At 71.2% G+C, this 19998-nt stretch carries 14 protein-coding genes and 1 tRNA gene; 2 read left to right on the top strand and 13 right to left on the bottom strand.

Features of this window, described 5'->3' with window-relative positions; genetic code table 11:
• From ABD080_RS08960 to ABD080_RS08915, 10 genes are all read right to left on the bottom strand, one after another.
• A complete protein-coding gene (locus ABD080_RS08960; RefSeq protein ID WP_343904436.1) occupies positions 1 to 1410 on the bottom strand; it encodes a sensor histidine kinase in 1410 nt (469 codons plus the stop codon).
• 205 nt (positions 1411 to 1615) lie between these two features.
• A complete protein-coding gene (locus ABD080_RS08955; RefSeq protein WP_343904435.1) occupies positions 1616 to 5500 on the bottom strand; it encodes a DNA-directed RNA polymerase subunit beta' in 3885 nt (1294 codons plus the stop codon).
• A 98-nt stretch (positions 5501 to 5598) separates the two neighbouring features.
• Positions 5599 to 9087, bottom strand: coding sequence for a DNA-directed RNA polymerase subunit beta (rpoB, locus tag ABD080_RS08950; RefSeq protein ID WP_137770114.1), 3489 nt, complete (start codon positions 9085 to 9087; stop codon positions 5599 to 5601).
• 509 nt (positions 9088 to 9596) lie between these two features.
• A complete protein-coding gene (gene rplL, locus ABD080_RS08945) occupies positions 9597 to 9980 on the bottom strand; it encodes a 50S ribosomal protein L7/L12 (protein WP_103384855.1) in 384 nt (127 codons plus the stop codon).
• Positions 9981 to 10067: 87 nt separating this feature from the next.
• On the bottom strand, positions 10068 to 10583 hold the full coding sequence (rplJ, locus tag ABD080_RS08940) for a 50S ribosomal protein L10 (RefSeq protein ID WP_137770113.1): 516 nt from the start codon (positions 10581 to 10583) through the stop codon (positions 10068 to 10070).
• A gap of 397 nt (positions 10584 to 10980) precedes the next feature.
• Positions 10981 to 11700 (bottom strand): 50S ribosomal protein L1, encoded by a 720-nt coding sequence (gene rplA, locus ABD080_RS08935; RefSeq protein WP_137770112.1) that lies wholly within the window; start codon positions 11698 to 11700, stop codon positions 10981 to 10983.
• A 4-nt stretch (positions 11701 to 11704) separates the two neighbouring features.
• Complete coding sequence (gene rplK, locus ABD080_RS08930) at positions 11705 to 12136, bottom strand: 50S ribosomal protein L11 (RefSeq protein WP_137770111.1); 432 nt, start codon at positions 12134 to 12136, stop codon at positions 11705 to 11707.
• 169 nt (positions 12137 to 12305) lie between these two features.
• Positions 12306 to 13202 carry a transcription termination/antitermination protein NusG gene (gene nusG / locus ABD080_RS08925; protein WP_137770110.1) on the bottom strand — a complete coding sequence of 299 codons (897 nt, stop codon included), beginning with the start codon at positions 13200 to 13202 and terminating at the stop codon, positions 12306 to 12308.
• A 74-nt stretch (positions 13203 to 13276) separates the two neighbouring features.
• Positions 13277 to 13513, bottom strand: coding sequence for a preprotein translocase subunit SecE (gene secE / locus ABD080_RS08920; protein WP_240811261.1), 237 nt, complete (start codon positions 13511 to 13513; stop codon positions 13277 to 13279).
• Between the two features lie 63 nt (positions 13514 to 13576).
• Positions 13577 to 13649: transfer RNA gene (locus ABD080_RS08915), tRNA-Trp, on the bottom strand.
• A gap of 200 nt (positions 13650 to 13849) precedes the next feature.
• Between ABD080_RS08915 and ABD080_RS08910 the strand changes: the two genes are divergently transcribed.
• Together ABD080_RS08910 and ABD080_RS08905 are read left to right on the top strand one after the other, a co-directional pair.
• A complete protein-coding gene (locus ABD080_RS08910) occupies positions 13850 to 15088 on the top strand; it encodes a pyridoxal phosphate-dependent aminotransferase (protein WP_137770108.1) in 1239 nt (412 codons plus the stop codon).
• A 19-nt stretch (positions 15089 to 15107) separates the two neighbouring features.
• Positions 15108 to 16157, top strand: coding sequence for an adenosine deaminase (locus ABD080_RS08905; protein ID WP_137770107.1), 1050 nt, complete (start codon positions 15108 to 15110; stop codon positions 16155 to 16157).
• Here the strand turns inward: ABD080_RS08905 and galK are convergent.
• From galK to ABD080_RS08890, 3 genes are all read right to left on the bottom strand, one after another.
• Positions 16145 to 17368 carry a galactokinase gene (galK, locus tag ABD080_RS08900; protein ID WP_343904434.1) on the bottom strand — a complete coding sequence of 408 codons (1224 nt, stop codon included), beginning with the start codon at positions 17366 to 17368 and terminating at the stop codon, positions 16145 to 16147. The genes ABD080_RS08905 and galK overlap by 13 nt on opposite strands.
• A gap of 111 nt (positions 17369 to 17479) precedes the next feature.
• Positions 17480 to 18541 carry a lactonase family protein gene (locus ABD080_RS08895; RefSeq protein ID WP_137770105.1) on the bottom strand — a complete coding sequence of 354 codons (1062 nt, stop codon included), beginning with the start codon at positions 18539 to 18541 and terminating at the stop codon, positions 17480 to 17482.
• Positions 18538 to 19998 carry a threonine/serine exporter family protein gene (locus ABD080_RS08890; protein ID WP_137770104.1) on the bottom strand — a complete coding sequence of 487 codons (1461 nt, stop codon included), beginning with the start codon at positions 19996 to 19998 and terminating at the stop codon, positions 18538 to 18540. The genes ABD080_RS08895 and ABD080_RS08890 overlap by 4 nt, the downstream gene beginning before the upstream one ends.

The following is a 19998-nucleotide window of genomic DNA, read 5'->3' as shown; positions in this document are numbered from 1 at the left end:
TCATTCCACCCCGGCACGGCGATCCTCGGCCTCCCCCGCGCGGAGGAGATGCTCCCGGCGGCGGGGACGACCCGGTCCCCGGCCCTCCGCCGCACGTCCCTCGGGCGACGTGTCCGGGCCGAGGGCACCGACCGCCACGGGCCCGTCGAGGACCTCCTCGCCCTCCGCCCCCGGGGGATCCGTCTCGGGGAGCGCGGGCACCGGGAGCAGCACCCGCACCTCGAGGGTGCTCCCCGGGCCGTGCCCCACCGAGCAGTCCCCGCCGAGCGCCCGGGCGCGGCGCGTGAGGGTGCGCGGGGAGACCGGATCCGTCCCCTCCACGACGTTCCGGGAGACGAGCAGGAGCGCCTGCACACCGGGACCCTCCGCGAGGCCTGCCCGCACCGAGGCGCCGTCCGGCGAGCACGCGTGCTTGAGGACGTTCGTGGCGAGCTCGAAGAGCATCAGCTGCACCTCCGCGGCGAATCGCGCCTCGACCCGTCCGGGCAGGTCGCCGCGCGCGGTGAGGAGGTCGAAGCCTCCCGCGCGCGCCCCCGAGCGGATCGCCTCGAGGGAGGCCGGGATCTCCCGCCTCAGGTCGACGACGTCGTCGGAGTCCCGGGGCGAGTGCAGACGCGCGAGGAGCTGCCGCAGCTGACGCTGCGCGCGGGCGTTGACGAGGGCGAGCTCCGAGAGCACCCGCTCGTCGAGCCCCTCCTCCCGCGACCGCCCCATCATCCGGATGATCGCGGCCTCGGTCGCGAGCGCGTGGGAGACCGTGTCGTGGGTGTCAGTGGCGAGCTCGACCCGCAGTCGCTGCAGCTCCTGCTCGGCCAGCCGGGCCGCCCGCTCGCGGCGACGGATCTCCGCGTCGATCCGTGCCTGGAGCACGGCCGCGCTGAGCCCCAGGATCATCGTCAGCAGCCACAGGATCAGCTCGGTCCGGTCGATGCCGAAGGTGCGGTCCGGGCTCACGATGCCGCCCAGGAGCATGAGCGCCACGTACACGCCCGTCGCGGCGAGCAGCAGGCGCCAGCGACGGCCGGCGGCCGAGACGGCGACCACCGTCGCGCAGGTCGCGAGGAACGGGGTCGGGTCCGCGGGGGCCAGCACGGCGTGCACGGCCTCGCCCGGCAGGATCAGCACCAGCGCGAACGTGGGCCGCACCGTGGCGACGAGCAGGAGCGCCGCCGCCGCGGCCTCGGTGAGGTAGTCGGCGCGCAGCAGATCGGTCCCCGGGGAGGGCAGCACCATGGCCACCGCGAAGAGCCCGGCGAACAGGCGCAGCGGAGGATCGATCACGCGCGGCCCCAGCAGCCGCTCGCGCAGCCGAGGTGGGAACGTGAGCCGGCGGCGGGTGGCCCCGCGGGGCTCGCCCGGGCGCATGCGCCGCTCCCCCGCCGCGCGCGCCGCCTGTCCGCCCCGTCCCATCGGGTCAGTATCCCAGCTCGCCCGTCCCGTCCGGCCCATCGCCCGCCGGGGCGCGGGCGCCCGGCGTCGAGGCCCGCGCGGGCGAGTCCGGCCGACGTGCGCGGCGAGGTCACCGGCCCCGGGAACGCCGACGGGGCGGCCCCACCCGGAGGTGGGACCGCCCCGTCAGGAGCGTGCGGGCCGCAGGGCCCTCAGCAGGCTCGACTCAGCGGAAGTCCGTGCGGAACGGATCCGCGTAGTCGATGTCGTCCAGGTTCACGGAGCCGGTCGAGCCGAAGCCCGAGAAGTCCAGCTCGTCGTAGCCCGGCACCTGGTACATCTGCGCCTTCGCCTCGTCGGTCGGCTCGACCGCGATGTTGCGGAAGCGGGACAGACCCGTGCCGGCCGGGATGAGCTTGCCGAGGATGACGTTCTCCTTGAGCCCCACCAGCGAGTCGCTGCGGCGGTTCAGGGCAGCCTCGGTGAGCACGCGGGTGGTCTCCTGGAAGGAGGCCGCCGACAGCCACGAGTCCGTCGCGAGCGACGCCTTCGTGATGCCCATGAGCTCCGGGCGACCGGAGGCGGGCTGACCGCCCTCGGAGAGCACCCGACGGTTCTCCCGCTCGAAGATCACGCGCTCGGCGAAGTCGCCGGGCAGCAGATCCGCGTCGCCGGACTCGATGACCGTGACGCGACGCAGCATCTGGCGCACGATGACCTCGATGTGCTTGGCGTGGATGTCCACACCCTGCGACACGTAGACCTTCTGGACCTCGTCCACCAGGTGCTTCTGCACGGCCCGCGGGCCGAGGATGCGCAGCACCTGCTTGGGGTCGACCGAGCCCTGCGAGAGCTGCTGGCCCACCGTGAGGTGATCGCCGTCCGCCACCAGCAGGGTGACGCGCTTGGAGACCGTGTAGGTGATCGGGTCGGTGCCGTCGTCCGGCGTGACCGTCAGCTTGCGCTGCTTGTCGCTCTCCTCGATCTCCAGGCGACCTGCGGCCTCGGTGATCGGCGCGAAGCCGGCCGGGGTGCGGGCCTCGAAGAGCTCCTGCACACGCGGCAGACCGTGCGTGATGTCGCCGTCCGCGCTCGCCACACCACCGGTGTGGAAGGTACGCATGGTCAGCTGCGTGCCGGGCTCGCCGATCGACTGCGCCGCGATGATGCCGACGGCCTCGCCGATGTCCACGAGCTGACCGGTGGCCAGCGAGCGGCCGTAGCAGTTCGCGCAGGTGCCCACCGCGGAGTCGCAGGTCAGCACCGAGCGGATCTTCACGTCGCGGACGTTCGCCGCGACCAGCTGCTCGATCTGCACGTCGCCGATCTCCGCACCCGCGGGCAGCACCTCCTGGCCGTCCGCACCGAGGGCGGCGGCCGCGAGGATGCGTCCGTGGATGGTCGTCTCGAGGTTCTCCGCCGGGACGATCGCGCCGGCCTCCTCGACGGTCACCGCGAGGGTGAGGCCCTTCGAGGTGCCGCAGTCGGCCTCGCGGACGATGACGTCCTGCGAGACGTCGACGAGACGACGCGTGAGGTAGCCGGACTGGGCGGTCTTCAGCGCGGTGTCCGCGAGGCCCTTGCGGGAGCCGTGCGACGCGATGAAGTACTCCAGGACCGAGAGACCCTCCTTGTAGTTGGAGAGGATCGGGCGCGGGATGATCTCGCCCTTCGGGTTGTTCACCAGGCCGCGCATACCGGCGATCTGACGGATCTGCATCCAGTTGCCTCGGGCGCCCGAGTCCACCATCCGGAAGATGGTGTTGGAGCGCTCGAAGTTCTCACGCATGGCGTTGTCGACCTCGTTGGTCGCCTCGGTCCAGATGTCGATGAGCTCGATGTTGCGCTCGGCCTCGGAGACCAGACCCAGGTCGCGGTTCTCCTGGACCTGAGCGGCCTTCGCCTCGAACTTCGAGATGATCTCGCCCTTGTTCGGGGGCGCGACGACGTCGGACAGCGCGAAGGACACACCCGAGCGGGTCGACCACGAGAAGCCGTAGGACTTCAGCGCGTCCAGGGACGCGGCGACCTGGCCCTTGTCGTAGCGCTCGGCGAGCGTGTTGACGATCGAGCCGAGGCGCTTCTTGCCGACCTGGCCCTGCACGAACGGGAAGTCCACCGGCAGCGTCTCGTTGAAGTAGACGGTGCCCAGGGTCGTCTCGAGGATGATCGGGTCACCCTCGGTCCAGCCCTCCGGAGCCTCCCAGCCGCTCGGCGGGACGATGTCCTCGAAGCGGATCTTCACGGGCGCGTTGAGGTGCAGCTCGCGGGCATCGTTCGCCATGATCGCCTCGGCGACCGAGGAGAACTGGCGCCCGGCGCCCACGGCGTCCTCGCGGACGGTCGTGAGGTGGTACAGACCGATGATCATGTCCTGTGCGGGCATGGTGACCGGGCGACCGTCGGACGGCTTGAGGATGTTGTTCGAGGACAGCATCAGGATGCGGGCCTCGGCCTGCGCCTCCGCGGAGAGCGGGAGGTGCACGGCCATCTGGTCGCCGTCGAAGTCCGCGTTGAAGGCGGCGCACACGAGCGGGTGCAGGTGGATGGCCTTGCCCTCGACGAGCTGCGGCTCGAAGGCCTGGATGCCCAGGCGGTGCAGGGTCGGCGCACGGTTCAGCAGCACCGGGTGCTCGGTGATGACCTCCTCGAGCACGTCCCAGACCTCGGGGCGGGCGCGCTCGACCATCCGCTTCGCGGCCTTGACGTTCTGCGCATGGCTGAGCTCGACGAGGCGCTTCATGACGAAGGGCTTGAAGAGCTCGAGGGCCATGGTCTTGGGCAGACCGCACTGGTGCAGGTTCAGCTGCGGGCCGTTCACGATGACGGAGCGGGCGGAGTAGTCCACGCGCTTGCCGAGCAGATTCTGGCGGAAGCGCCCCTGCTTGCCCTTGAGCATGTCGGAGAGCGACTTCAGCGGGCGGTTGCCCGGCCCGGTGACCGGGCGACCACGGCGGCCGTTGTCGAACAGCGAGTCGACCGACTCCTGCAGCATGCGCTTCTCGTTGTTCACGATGATCTCGGGGGCGCCGAGGTCGAGCAGCCGCTTGAGGCGGTTGTTGCGGTTGATGACACGGCGGTACAGGTCGTTGAGGTCGGAGGTCGCGAAGCGGCCGCCGTCCAGCTGCACCATCGGACGCAGGTCCGGAGGGATGACCGGGACCGCGTCGAGCACCATGCCGACGGGCGAGTTGGTGGTCGAGCGGAACGCGGAGACGACCTTGAGGCGCTTGAGGGCGCGGGCCTTCTTCTGGCCCTTGCCGGTCGCGATGATCTCGCGGAGCAGCTCGGCCTCGGCGTCCAGGTCGAAGTCCTGGAGGCGCTTCTGGATCGCCTCGGCGCCCATGCCGCCCTCGAAGTAGGTGCCGAAGCGCAGCTTCATCGCGCGGTAGAGCTGCTCGTCGCCCTCGAGGTCGGCGACCTTGAGGCCCTTGAAACGCTCCCACACGCGGGTGATGCGGTCGATCTCGGCGTCGTACTTCTTGCGGATCTGGGCCTGCTCGCGCTCGGAGGAGTCGCGGACCTTGCGCTTCGCGTCGGCCTTGGCACCCTCCTCCTCGAGCTGGGCGAGGTCCTTCTCCGCGGAGACGGCGCGGTCGTTCAGGGCCGCGTCGCGCTCCTTCTCCAGCTCCTTGACCTCGAGGTCGTGGCGGGCCTGGAGATCGGGCATGTCCTCGTGGCGAGCCTGCTCGTCCACGGAGGTCACCATGTAGGCGGCGAAGTAGATGATCTTCTCGAGATCCTTCGGCGCGAGGTCCAGCAGGTAGCCGAGACGGCTCGGCACGCCCTTGAAGTACCAGATGTGGGTGACGGGGGCGGCGAGCTCCACGTGGCCCATGCGCTCACGGCGCACGGAGGACTTGGTGACCTCCACGCCGCAGCGCTCGCAGACGATGCCCTTGAAGCGCACGCGCTTGTACTTGCCGCAGTAGCACTCCCAGTCCCGGGTGGGGCCGAAGATGCGCTCGCAGAAGAGGCCGTCCATCTCGGGCTTCAGGGTGCGGTAGTTGATGGTCTCCGGCTTCTTGACCTCGCCGTGCGACCAGGCGCGGATGTCATCGGCGGTCGCGAGGCCGATGCGCAGCTCGTCGAAGGTGTTGACGTCGAGCACAGGTGTCCTTCTCTCGAATCTGAAGTCGTGTGGTCTGAGGGATCAGGGCGGGGGCGGTGGGGCGGGGCGCGAGGTGCGCTCCCGTCCCACCCCGTCGCTCAGACCTCTTCGATGGAGCCGACGCCCTCGTGGGGACGGCGGGACAGGTCGATGCCGAGCTCCTCCGCGGCGCGGAAGACCTCCTCGTCGCTCTCGCGCACCTCCTGGGCGGTGCCGTCGGAGGAGAGGACCTCGACGTTCAGGCACAGCGACTGCATCTCCTTGAGCAGCACCCGGAAGGACTCCGGGATGCCGGGCTCGGGGATGTTCTCGCCCTTGACGATGGCCTCGTAGACCTTCACGCGGCCCGAGATGTCGTCCGACTTGATGGTCAGCAGCTCCTGCAGGGCGTACGCGGCGCCGTAGGCCTCGAGGGCCCACACCTCCATCTCGCCGAAGCGCTGGCCGCCGAACTGGGCCTTACCGCCCAGGGGCTGCTGCGTGATCATCGAGTACGGGCCGGTGGAGCGCGCGTGCAGCTTGTCGTCCACGAGGTGGTGGAGCTTCAGGATGTACATGTAGCCCACGGAGATCGAGTCCGGGAACGGCTCGCCGGAGCGGCCGTCGAACAGCTGCGCCTTGCCGGAGGCCTTGACCATCTGCTCGCCGTCCCGGTTAGGGCGGTGGCTCGCGATCAGGCCGGTGACCTCCTCCGCGGAGAGACCGTCGAAGACGGGGACCGCGACGGGGGTGCCGGGCTCGCCGTGCAGCGCCGACGCCGGGAGCTCCGCGGCGGTCTCGCTCTCGGGGTCGATGTCCCAGCCGGACTTGGCGACCCACCCGAGGTGGGTCTCCATGACCTGGCCGATGTTCATGCGGCCGGGCACGCCCATGGGGTTGAGGATGATGTCCACGGGGGTGCCGTCCTCGAGGAACGGCATGTCCTCCACGGGCAGGATCTTCGCGATGACGCCCTTGTTGCCGTGGCGGCCGGCGAGCTTGTCGCCGTCGGTGATCTTGCGCTTCTGGGCCACGTAGACGCGGACCATCTCGTTCACGCCGGTCGGGAGGATGTCGCCGTCCTCCTCGTCGTTGAACACGTGCACACCGATGACCGTGCCGGTCTCGCCGTGGGGGACGCGCAGCGAGGTGTCGCGCACCTCGCGGGCCTTCTCGCCGAAGATCGCGCGCAGCAGGCGCTCCTCCGGGGTCAGCTCGGTCTCGCCCTTCGGGGTCACCTTGCCGACGAGGATGTCGCCCGGCTGCACCTCGGCGCCGACGCGGATGATGCCGCGCTCGTCGAGATCCGCGAGGACGTCGTCACCGACGTTGGGGATGTCGCGGGTGATCTCCTCCTTGCCGAGCTTGGTGTCGCGCGCGTCGACCTCGTGCTCCTCGATGTGGATCGAGGTGAGGACGTCGTCCTGGACCATCCGCGAGGACAGGATGATGCCGTCCTCGTAGTTGTGGCCCTCCCAGGACATGAACGCGACGAGCAGGTTCTTGCCCATCGAGAGCTCGCCCTCGTCGGTGGAGGGGCCGTCGGCGAGGACGGAGCCGGCCTCGACGCGGTCGCCCTCGTTCCAGAGCACGCGGTGGTTGTAGCAGTTGCCCGCGTTGGAGCGCTCGAACTTCGGCACCGGGTAGGTCTGGCGGGTGCCGTCGTCGGCCATCACCACGATGAGGTCCGCGGAGAGCTCCTCGATGATGCCGGCCTTGGAGGCGACGATGACGTCGCCGGCGTCCACGGCGGCGCGACGCTCCATGCCGGTGCCGACGAGCGGCATCTCGGTCTTGAGGAGCGGCACGGCCTGGCGCTGCATGTTCGAGCCCATGAGCGCGCGGTTGGCGTCGTCGTGCTCGAGGAACGGGATCATCGCGGTCGCGACGGAGACCATCTGACGCGCGGAGACGTCCATGTAGTCGACCTCGGCCGGCGGGACCAGCTCGGGCTCGCCGCCCGTGGTGCGGGAGAGCACGGCGTCCTCGAGGAACGTGCCGTCCTCGCCGACCTTCGCGTTCGCCTGGGCGATGACCAGGCGGTCCTCGTCGTCGGCGGTGAGGTAGACGATCTCGTCCGTCACGCGACCCTCGACGACCTTGCGGTACGGGGTCTCGATGAAGCCGAACGGGTTGATGCGCGCGAAGGTCGCGAGCGAGCCGATGAGGCCGATGTTCGGGCCCTCAGGGGTCTCGATCGGGCACATGCGGCCGTAGTGCGACGGATGGACGTCACGGACCTCCATGCCGGCGCGGTCGCGCGAGAGGCCGCCCGGGCCGAGCGCGGAGAGACGGCGCTTGTGGGTCAGGCCCGACAGCGGGTTGTTCTGATCCATGAACTGCGAGAGCTGGGAGGTCCCGAAGAACTCCTTGATCGCCGCCGTGACCGGGCGGATGTTGATCAGGGTCAGCGGGGTGATCGCCTCGACGTCCTGCGTGGTCATGCGCTCGCGGACGACGCGCTCCATGCGGGACAGGCCCGTGCGGACCTGGTTCTGGATGAGCTCGCCCACGGCGCGGATGCGACGGTTGCCGAAGTGGTCGATGTCGTCGGTCTCGACGCGCACCGTGCGGCCGTCGACGCTCGTGTACTCGGTGACGCCGTCGTGCAGCGCGACGATGTACTTGATCGCGGCGACGATGTCCTGCAGGCGCAGGGTCGACTCCGAGAGGCTGCCCTCGAGACCGAGCTTCTTGCCGATCTTGTAGCGGCCGACCTTCGCGAGGTCGTAGCGCTTGTGGTTGAAGTACAGGTTGTTGAGCATGGCCTCGCCCGCATCGCGGCTCGGCGGCTCGCCCGGACGCTGCTTGCGGTAGATGTCCATGAGCGCCTCGTCCTGGGAGGACACGCGGTCCTTCTCCAGGGTCGAACGCATCGACTCGAACTCGCCGAACTCCTCGAGGATGTCGCTGTGGGACATGCCGAGGGCCTGCAGCAGGGTCGTGACCGACTGCTTGCGCTTGCGGTCGATGCGCACGCCGACCTGGTCGCGCTTGTCGATCTCGAACTCCAGCCACGCACCGCGCGACGGGATGATCTTCGTCGAGAAGATGTGCTTGTCCGAGGTCTTGTCGATGCTCTCCTCGAAGTACACGCCGGGGGCGCGCACGAGCTGGGAGACGACGACGCGCTCGGTGCCGTTGATGATGAAGGTGCCCTTGTCCGTCATGAGCGGGAACTCGCCCATGAAGACCGTCTGGGTCTTGATCTCACCGGTCTCGTTGTTCATGAACTCCGCGATGACGTACAGCGGAGCGGCGTAGGTGAGGTCCTTCTCCTTGCACTCGTCGACCGTGTACTTCGGGTCGTCGAAGGTGTGGTCGCGGAACGACAGCGACATGTTGCCGGCGAAGTCCTCGATCGGGGAGATCTCCTCGAGGATGTCCGCGAGACCGGAGGTCTGCGGGACGTCCTCGCGGCCGGCGGCGGCGGCCTCGGCGGCACGCTCCTGCCAGCGCTCGTTGCCCAGCAGCCAGTCGAAGGACGTGGTCTGCAGGCTGAGCAGATCAGGGACCTCGATCGGGTCTCCGAGCTTCGCGAAGGTGACTCGCGGCGAAGCGGTGCGCAGCTGAATGTCAGTGGTGAGGTCGGTGCTCGAGGCAGCCAAGGGTGGGGTCCTTCCACAGGCCGATGACGGGTTCCCAGGCGCGGCGAGCGTCCTCCGGGGGCGATGAGGCACAGGTGGAGCAGCGTGAAGCAGCGGGACCCGTGGACGACGCACAGCGCAAGGACCGAGCATACACAAATGCACGGATGGACGCAAGGGCCACCAGAGCCCGGTCCATCCGCGTCGACCACCATATGCCTGGCGCGGAAGGCCTGCCTCCTGCCCGTCTCTCTCGACGTGACCGCACCCGGTGCCCCGGGGGTCCTGCGGCAGGAACAGCAGCGTTGTTACGGGGAAGATTCTGGACCTCGGCGGCCTCGGAGTCAAGCACGCGCCGCTCCCCCGGCGCGGCGCGGCGCTCCCCATAGAGCCTCGGCTCGCGCGCTCGCGCTGGTCACGGCCGGCCACGCACCCCGCCTCGCGCTCCCCCGGGAACGGCGGAGGAGCCGCCCCGCACAGCGGGACGGCTCCTCACGAAGCGATGCACGGCGCCGCGAGGGCGCCTCGGATCACTTGACGGTGACGGTGGCGCCGGCGGCCTCGAGCTTCTCCTTGGCGGCGTCGGCGTCCTCCTTCTTGACACCCTCGAGGACGGCCTTGGGCGCGCCGTCGACGAGCTCCTTGGCCTCCTTGAGGCCGAGCGAGGTGAGCGCGCGCACCTCCTTGATGACGCCGATCTTCGCGGAGCCGGCGGACTCGAGGACCACGTCGAACTCGGTCTTCTCCTCGGCGGCCGGGGCGTCAGCGGCGGCACCGCCGGCGGCGGCGACGGCCACGGGAGCGGCGGCGGTCACGTCGAAGACGTCCTCGAACTGCTTCACGAACTCGGAGAGCTCGATGAGGGACATCTCCTTGAAAGCCTCGATGAGCTCGTCGTTGCTGAGCTTCGCCATGGTGGCGTTCCTTCCTGTCGGTGGGACGGTGTCCCGGTGGTGTTGACGGCGCTCACGCGCCAGGTTCTACGGGCTGAGCCGGGGGGCTCAGGCCTCCTGCTTGGCGCGGAGCGCGTCCACGGTGCGCGCTGCCTTGGACAGCGGCGCCTGGAACACGGCAGCGGCCTTGGACATCGACGCCTTCATGGCGCCGGCAGCCTTGGCCAGCAGGACCTCGCGGGACTCGAGGTCCGCGAGCTTCTTGACGTCGTCCTCCGAGAGCGCCTTGCCCTCGAAGTAGCCGGACTTGATCACGAGCGCGTCGTGATCCTTGGCGAAGTCACGCAGAGCCTTCGCGGGCTCCACGGGCTCACCCTTGATGAACGCGATGGCGGTGGGACCGCTGAGCGTGCCATCGAAGGCGTCGATGCCGGCCTCGCGGGCGGCGATCTCCGTGAGCGTGTTCTTCACCACGGCGTAGGTAGTGTCGGAGCCGAGCGAACGACGCAGCTGCTTGAGCTGGCCGACGCTGAGCCCGCGGTACTCGGTGATGACGGCGGCGTCGGACTCGCGGAACAGCTCCGCGATCTCGGCGACGGCGTCCACCTTCTCGGGGTTCGCCATGGCCCTCCTTCCAGAGGTCTCTCGCCGCCGGCTGAAGGAGTCCCGGAACGGGAAAAGGCCTCGACACGCAGGTGTCGAGGCCAGACGCACGATCCGGCTCACCGGGGGATTCCTCCCCGCGGAGGGCGCGACCGTGCGGGTCGCTTCATTCACCTGCGCAGGCCATCCCGTGGGGGAATCCTTCGGTCGTCCTCCGGATGGAGGGCGACGACCGGCGGTCTTCGGTAGGTCCAGCCTAGACCAGCCCCCTCCCCCGGCGCCACGGATCAGGGAGCACTCGGACGCACGTCACACCCGCGACGCGGACGAGGGCCCACCCGGCCGGGGCCGTGCGGAAGCGGACGAGCCCCCGCGTCCTCGAGGGATGCGGGGGCTCGTCGCAGGAGGACGACGGGGCTCAGGCCTCGTCGGTGTCCTCGAGGAGGTTGCGGGTGCGGTTCACGTCGACCGGGATGCCCGGGCCCATGGTGGTGGACACGGTGATCTTCGTGATGTAGCGACCCTTCGAGGAGGACGGCTTGAGCCGCAGGATCTCCTCGAGGGCGGCGACGTAGTTCTCGACCAGCTGCTGGTCGGAGAACGAGACCTTGCCCACGATGTAGTGCAGGTTCGCCGCACGATCGGTGCGGAACTCGATCTTGCCGCCCTTGATGTCGTTCACAGCCTTCGTGACGTCCATCGTGACCGTGCCGGTCTTCGGGTTCGGCATGAGGCCGCGGGGGCCGAGCACGCGGCCCAGCTTGCCGACCTTGCCCATGAGGTTCGGCGTGGCCACGGCCGCGTCGAAGTCGGTCCAGCCCCCGGCGACCTTCTCGATGAGCTCGTCGTCGCCGACCTCGTCGGCGCCGGCCGCGAGAGCGGCCTCGGCCTGCGCGCCCGTCGCGAAGACGATCACGCGGGCGGTCTTGCCGGTGCCGTTGGGCAGGTTGACGGTGCCGCGCACCATCTGATCAGCCTTGCGGGGGTCGACGCCGAGACGCATCGCGACCTCGACCGAGGCATCGAACTTCGCCGGATTCGTCTGCTGCGCGAGGCGCAGGGCGTCGAGCGGCGAGTACTGGCGGCCGGCCTCGATCTTGGCGGCGCCGTCCTTGTAAGCCTTGCTGCGGAATGCCATGTCGTCAGTCCTCCACCGTGATGCCCATGGAACGAGCGGTGCCGGCGACGATCTTCGCAGCGGCCTCGATGTCGTTCGCGTTCAGATCAGGCATCTTGGTCTCCGCGATCTCGCGGACCTGAGCCTGGGTGATCTTGCCGACCTTCACGGTGTGAGGGGTGGCGGAGCCCTTGGGAAGACCGGCGGCCTTCTTGATGAGCTCGGCGGCCGGCGGGGTCTTGGTGATGAAGGTGAACGAGCGGTCCTCGTACACCGTGATCTCGACCGGGATGATGTTGCCGCGCTGATCGGCGGTCGCATCGTTGTAGGCCTTGACGAACTCCATCATGTTCACGCCGGCAGCGCCGAGCGCGGGACCCACGGGCGGCGCAGGCGTGGCCTGGCCGGCCTGGATCTGGAGCTTGATGATGCTCGCGATCTTCTTCTTGGGAGCCATTGCTCTTCCTTACTGTGTCGTGGTCCGGGCGGAGCTCATCAAGCGCTCCTCCCACTGGCCCTGCGAGCCGGGGCGCGCGAGGACCGGATGCGACGCTACCTGTGCGCCGCGCCGCCGTCGAGCGGGACGAAGGGTGATCTTCGTCCGGCCGACGCCGGGGTCCGGGGGATCAGATCTTGGCGACCTGGTCGAAGGCGAGCTCGACGGGGGTCTCGCGGCCGAAGATCGAGACCAGCACCTGCAGCTTCTGGTGCTCGCTGTCGATCTCGGAGATGCTCGCCGGCATCGTCTCGAAGGGACCGTCCATGACGGTGACGGACTCGCCGATCTCGAAAGCCGGCACGGCCTTGGCGGCGGCCTTGGACGGCGCGCCGGAGCCGGAGCGCTTCTTCTCGGGCAGGCCCACGGACGGGGACAGCAGCGAGAAGATCTCGTCGAAGGAGAGCGGGGTCGGATCGGTCGCGTTGCCCACGAAGCCGGTGACGCCGGGGGTGTCGCGGACGACGCGCCAGGACTCCTCGGCGAGCTCCATGCGCACGAGCACGTAGCCGGGGATGCGCACGCGGCGCACGATCTTCTTCTGGCCGTTCTTGATCTCGGTCGCGTCCTCCATGGGGACCTCGACCTGGAAGATGTACTCCTCCATGTCCTGCGTCTCGATGCGCGTGGTCAGCTGCGTGCGCACGCGGTTCTCGTGACCGGAGTAGGAGTGGATGACGTACCAGTCGCCGGGCGCGGAGCGCAGGTGGCGCTTGAGGACCGCGACCGGGTCCTCCTCCTCGGGCTCCTCGGAGCCCTCGGACGCGGCGGCGTCCTCGTCGGCGTCCTCGGCGTCGGTGCTCTCGGCGGGCGCGCCCTCGACCGGCTCCTCGGCGGAGTCGTCGGCAGGGGCCTCGTCGGCCGCGACGGCCTCGGCGGGGTCCACGTCGACGGACTCGACGGCGGCGGGCTCCTCGGAGGCCTCGAGGGTCGCGTCGTCGGCGCCCTGCTCGGGGGAGGACGAGAACGACAGCGAGTCGTCGACGTCGTCGTAGGAGTCCTCGGGGGTGGAGGTCTGCTCGTTCACCGTCGTGAACCTGCCTTCCTGACAGCTGGGGATCGGATCGGACCGTGGTCCGGTGGGACTGCTGCGGATCCCGCTCAGTCAGGGACCGCGAAGGTGAGCCGGGACAGCCAGCTGAACAGGGCGTCGACGCCGAAGACGAAGGCGATCATCACGGCCACGAAGAGCAGCACGGTCAGCGTGTAGACCGCGAGCTCCTTGCGGGTGGGGACGACGACCTTGCGGAGCTCGGCGATCACCTGGCGCACGAACAGACCGATCGCCACGAACGGGTTGCGTGAGGCCTGGGCCTCGTCGTTCCGGCTGGAGTTCACGTCTGCAGGGTCCGATCTGGTCGTCGTCATCCGCATCCAGCCGGACGAACCCGGCCGGACGGGCAGGGTAGACAGGGCTCGAACCTGCAACCTGCGGTTTTGGAGACCGCTGCGCTACCAATTGCGCCACTACCCTTCACGGGGCGAACCCCGTGGGCCCGAGGGCCGAGGACCAGCATACAAGCAGCCGGGACCCGGGGCGAATCCGTCCGCGGCGGACCGGACCCACGTCACACTCGTCGTCCCGCTCCCCCGTCGCGCCCCGCCCGATCGCGCGCCGGCGGCCGATCGCCGGTCATCCTGGCGGGACGACGCCCGCTCTGCCACGATAGGCCCGTGAGCACCGACGACGCCCTTCCCGCCCCGTCCCTCAGCGCACGCGAGCACCGCATCTCCCAGCGGATCGCCGCGATCGCCCCCTCCGCGACGCTCGCCGTCGACCAGGCCGCGAAGGCCCTCAAGGCCGCCGGCCGGCCGGTCATCGGCTTCGGCGCCGGGGAGCCGGACTTCCCGACGCCCGCGCACGTGGTGGAGGCCGCCGTGGCCGCCGCGCAGGACCCGGCGAACCACCGCTACACCGCCTCCGCCGGCCTCCCGGAGCTGCGCACAGCCGTCGCCGCGAGCGTCGCCGCCTCCACCGGGCTCGAGTTCTCCCCCGCGCAGACGCTCATCACCAACGGCGGCAAGCAGGCCGTCTACCAGACCTTCGCGACGCTCCTGGACCCGGGTGACGAGGTCATCCTGCCCGCGCCGTACTGGACCACGTACCCCGAGGCGATCCGTCTCGCCGGCGCCGTCGAGGTGCCCGTCCTCGCAGGAGCCGACCAGGGCTACCTCCCCACGATCGAGCAGCTCGAGGCGGCCCGCACGGAGCGCACCCGCGCGATCCTCGTGTGCTCCCCCTCGAACCCGACCGGCGCGGTCATGACCCCGGAGCAGGTCGAGGAGCTGGGCCGCTGGGCGCTCGAGCACCACCTGTGGGTGATCACCGACGAGATCTACCAGCACCTCACCTACGACGGCGTCGCCTTCACCTCGGTGCTGAAGGCCGTCCCGGAGCTCGCGGAGACCACCGTGCTGCTGGGCGGCGTCGCGAAGTCCTTCGCCATGACCGGCTGGCGCGTGGGCTGGATGGTGGGCCCGAAGGACGTCATCGCCGCCGCGTCCAACCTCCAGAGCCACCTCACCTCGAACGTCAACAACGTCGCCCAGCGCGCGGCGATCGCCGCGCTCACCGGTCCGATGGAGACCGTCGAGGAGATGCGCGAGGCCTTCGACCGCCGCCGTCGCACGATCGTCGAGAAGCTCTCCGCGGTGCCCGGCTTCTCGGTCCCCACCCCCACGGGCGCCTTCTACGCCTTCCCCGAGGTGACCGGGGCGCTGGGCCGGGAGATCCGCGGGACCCGTGTGGAGACCAGCTCCGACCTCGCCTCCGCGATCCTCGAGCACGCCGAGGTCGCCGCGGTGCCGGGAGAGGCCTTCGGCGCCCCCGGGCACCTGCGCTTCTCCTATGCGCTCGGCGACGAGGACCTCGCCGAGGGCATCGACCGCGTCATCGCCCTGCTCTCCGAGTGACGGCGGGCGGGCGGCGCGCATGAGCACGGGCCGCGACCTCGCGGCGCTGCCCAAGGCGCATCTGCACCTGCACTTCACGGGGTCGATGCGCCCGGGGACGCTGCGGGAGCTCGCCGAGGAGCGGGGCCTGCGGCTGCCGCGCTCGCTCACCGACGACGTCGCGCTGCAGGTCGAGCCGACCCGCCGCGGCTGGTTCCGCTTCCAGCGCGAGTACGACACCGCCCGTGCGGTGGTGGACTCCGAGGCGGCCATGCGGCGGATCCTGCGGGAGGCCGTCGAGGACGACGCCGCCGAGGGCTCCGGCCGGCTCGAGCTGCAGGTGGACCCCACGAGCTACGCCCCCTTCGTCGGCGGGCTCTCCCCCGCCCTCGAGATCGTGCTCGACGAGGCCGAGGCGAGCGAGCGCGCGACGGGCGTGAGCGTCGGCATCGTCGTCGCCGCCTCCCGCACGCGGCATCCCCTCGACGCGCGGACCCTCGCGCGGCTCGCGGCCCGGCACGCCGGCCGCGTCATCGGGTTCGGGCTGTCCAACGACGAGCGCCGCGGGGTGACCGCCGAGTTCGCCCCCGCGTTCCGGATCGCCCGCGAGGCGGGGCTGTGGTCGCTCCCCCACGGCGGTGAGCTGCTCGGGCCCGCCCACGTCGAGGCGGTCGTGGACGCGCTCGCCCCGCGGCGCCTGGGCCACGGGGTGCGCTCCGCGGAGGACCCGCGCCTGCTCGAGCGGATCGTCGAGCAGGGGATCGGCCTCGAGCTGTGCCCCGCCTCGAACGCCTCCCTGGGCGTCGTCGCCGAGCCGGAGGACGTCCCGCTGCGGGCGCTCGTCGGGGCCGGGGCGCAGATCGCCCTGGGGGCCGACGACCCGCTGCTGTTCGGCTCCCGGCTCGTGGAGCAGTACGCGATCGCCCGGCGGGTCGGCCTCACCGACGAGGAGCTCGCCGCGCTGGCCCTCTCCTCGATCGGGATCTCCGCGGCGGATCCCGCCACCGCCGCCCGGCTGCGGGCCGGGGTCGCGGACTGGCTCGCCGCTCCCCCGCCCTCAGCGGCAGCAACGGTGGATCAGCGGTCCTGACCCGCGCCCTCCGAGGGCAGGGCGAGGAAGAACTCCGGGGCGGTGAACCCGCGCTGGGCGAAGGCCTCGGCGATCGCCGCGGCGACACCGCCCGCGGCATCGGCCTCCACGAGCGCGATGATCGAGCCGCCGAAGCCGCCGCCGGTCATGCGGGCGCCGTGCGCCCCGGCCGCCCGGGCGGCGTCCACCGCGACGTCGAGCTGCTCGACGGTGACCTCGTAGTCGTCCCGCAGGGAGTCGTGCGAGGCGTTCAGCAGCGCGCCGAGCTCCGCGACGTGCTCCCGCACGGTGCCCTCGGCGAGCAGGGCGTCGACGTCCCGGACCCGCTGGATCTCGGTGACCACGTGCCGGGCACGGCGGCGCACGACATCGTCCTCGATACGCGGCAGCAGCTCCTCGAGCCGCGAGGCGTCCACGTCCCGCAGGGTCGCGACGCCGAGGGCCTCCGCGGCCCGCTCGCTGTCCGCCCGACGGGCCGTGTACTCGCCGTCCACGTGGGAGTGCTCGGCGCGCGTGTCCGTGATGAGCAGCGCGAGGCCCTGGCCGGCGAGGTCCCACGGCACGGGGCGCGTGGAGAAGTCGCGGCAGTCCAGGTACAGCGCGTGGCCGGCACGGGAGAGCACCGAGGCGGACTGGTCCAGTCCGCCGGTGGAGGCGCCCGCGAAGTCGGTCTCCGCGGTGATCGCCGCGCGCACCCGGTCCAGCGGGGCGGTGCCCAGGGTCAGGAGGGCGTCGATCGCCTCCGCCGCTGCGCACTCGAGGGCCGCGGAGCTCGAGAGCCCCGCGCCGAGCGGCACCTGGCCATCGATGAGGATGTCCATGCCCTGCGTGTGCGCGCCCGAGATGAAGGGTCGCAGCGCCCAGAGCACGCCGGCGACGTAGGCGGGCCAGCCCTCGACGGCGCCCGGCTCGAGGGCCGCCGCGTCGAGGTCGAGCTGGAGGTCGTCCTGCGCGGAGCGCAGGCGCACGCGGTCCGTGGGCGTGCGGGCGGCGGCCGCGAAGCAGCGGTGCGAGATCGCCATCGGCAGGCACAGGCCGTCCTGGTAGTCGACGTGCTCGCCGATGATGTTGACCCGGCCCGGGGCCGACCACACGCCGTCGGGGCGGTACCCGTAGGACTCGACGAACAGCTGCTCGGCACGCGCGGCGGCGGCCGCGCGGTCCGGGGCGGCCGAGAGCACGGGGGTGCCGGCGGTGGTGGCAGGGGTCATGGTGGGTCCTCCAGAGCGGGGCAGGGGGGCGGGCGCCCGGCAGAGTCTAGCCAGGGCCAGCCCGCCGCGGCGTCCAGGACCGGCCAGAGGACGGCGGGCCGTCGCCGAGGATCAGGGGCGAGGCGCGAGGCAGGAGACGCTCGGGGCGGGGATCGGGTCCCCCGCCACCTCGAGGGTGTCCTGGTGGCGGCGCAGCACGTCGATGCGGTCGCTCTCCTGCGCGGCGACCAGGATCGTCGTCCCCAGCTGGGTGAAGTGCCGCGGGTGGGCGCCGACGGGCACCTCCGCGACGAGCTCGGGACGCATGCCGGCGAGGCTGAACAGCGCGATCGTGTCCGGGCCCCGGTTGGCGACGAGGGCGTGGTGCTCGTCCGCGGCGAGCTCCACGTGCGAGAGCGCCGACTCCTCGGGGCGTCCGGACGCGGGGACCATCGAGCGCACCGACCACTCGAGCTCCGGGCCGCGCATGACCTGCAGCGCGCCGACGTCCTGCGGGACCTCGCCGCGCACGGCGACGCCGACCTTGCCGGAGAGCTCGCAGCTCACGAGGAGCTGGGAGGACTCGTGGTCCGCCGCGAGGTGCCGGGGCCCGCTGCCGCGGCTGAAGGGGATCTCCCCGGCCGGCTCGATGTGGCCGGTCTGCACCTGCCGGTAGAGCACCACGCGGTCCAGGCCCAGGTCCGGCACGGCGATCAGCTCGGTGCCCGGCAGCCGCACCACCTGGTGCGGGTGCGGGTCGCGGTCCTCCGCGTAGTCGTGGTGGTCGTCGAGGTCGAGGAGCTCGACGGGCAGGCCCTCGGCGTCCAGACGCACCGTCTCGACCGAGCCCGAGCCGTAGTTCGCGACGAGCAGGGTGTCCGGTCGGGTGCCGGGCGCGAGGTGGCAGCCCCCGGAGCCGGCGAGCTCGAGGTCGCCGATGATCTCCCCGCTCGAGCCGTCCTCCGCGACGCGGAGGGTGAGCACGTGCGTGGGGCTGGTCTCGGTGACCGCGTGCAGGAGGGAGCCGTCGGCGCTCCAGAGCAGGAACGAGGGATCCGCGGCGGCCACCTCCCAGAGGGTCTCCGCGGCGGCGCCGGAGTCGTCCGGGGTCACGCGCAGGAGCGCGATGCCGGTGCCGCGGCCGGAGCCGCTCGTGGAGTAGCCGCCGACGGCGACGAGTGCGGGAGAGGTCATGCTCGCTCCTCGGGATCGGTGCGGCGGTCCCCCGCGGCGGAGGTGGGGTCGAGCTCCTCGAGCATCGAGGGGGACAGCGCTGTCATCTCACCGGTCATCGTAGACGGCTCGACGAGGGCCACGCCGTCACGACCACGGGCGCGGCGGCGCGTGCCCACGGAGAGGCGACGGCGGCGCATCGTCGTGAAGGGCACCGAGATCATCGGCGTGTAGGCGATCTGGCGGGCGCCGACGACCCGCGAGGCGAGCAGCTGGCCCAGCACGGCGCCGGCGGCGATGCCGATTGCGATCTCCCCGGCGCTGAACAGCTCGAGCGCGCCGTCGGGCACGGCGTCGCCGAGGGCGAGCAGGCCCCGGTAGATCCGGCTGCCCGGGACGAGCGGCACCACGCCGCCCATGACGAACACGAGCGTGGGGGCGCGCATGCGGTCGCCGAGCACCACGGCCGCGACGCCGACGAGGAAGGAGGCGACGCCGACCGCGTAGACCCGGTCCACGACGTCGCTCAGCAGGTGCGAGAGCCCCGCCGAGCCCGCGGCGACCAGCGCGACCGCGGCGAGCATCCGCATGGGGACCTGGGCACCCACCCCGAACCCGAGGCCCATGACGGCTCCGGCGACCACGAGGACGAGCACGGAGGCGAGGGAGACCGGGGTCGCGGAGGAGATCGACACGTCCACCCCCACGAGGTCCGCGACGAGCAGCCCTCCGCGCACACCGGCGACGATGCCGACCGTGAGCATGAGGGTCTCGAGGATCCGCCCGGCGGCCGTCACGTACCAGCCGGTGACGGCGTCCTGCATGGCACCGATCGAGGTGAGGCCCGCGAGCAGCACGATGATGCACGCGACGACGACGATCGACGGGTTCAGCGAGGGGTCCAGCGCACCGAGCAGCACGGCGACGCCCACCGCGAGGAAGCCGCCGAGGGCCTGGCTGTAGAAGCGCGGGATGCGCCGCCGGGTGAGGACCGTGTCCACCAGGATCATCAGGGCCGCGGCGAGGGTCGCGGCGATCACCACGAGCCAGTTCGCCCCGAGGCTCAGCGCGGCGCCGCCGCCGAGCAGGCCGAAGCCCGCGCAGACGAGGGACAGGCGGTAGGGCGGCTTCTCCTGCGGGATCGCGGCGGCCTGGTGGCGGGCCTCCTCGAGGGAGAGGTCACCGCTGATGTAGCCGAAGGTGACGTCCTCGTAGGCGGCGAGCCGCGCGAAGTCCTGCACGCGCTCGCTCGCGGCGCGCACGCGGGTGAAGGGGGCGGAGAGCTCGTCCGGCAGGTAGGAGATCGTGACCTCGTCGAAGGTGACCTGGACGGCCACGTTGCGCAGGCCCGAGGAGCTCGTGATCCGCAGGACGGTCGCGGTGACCTCCGAGGCCGCGGCGCCGTTGGTCAGCAGGCCCTCGCCGACCCTCATGGCGAGGTCGAAGACGGCGTGCAGGCGGGCGGAATCGGTGGGCAC

This window comes from Brachybacterium rhamnosum (genome assembly GCF_039526185.1).
Classification (GTDB): domain Bacteria; phylum Actinomycetota; class Actinomycetes; order Actinomycetales; family Dermabacteraceae; genus Brachybacterium; species Brachybacterium rhamnosum.
Note: the sequence above shows the minus strand (reverse complement) of the source record. Positions and strands in the feature narration are given on the sequence as shown.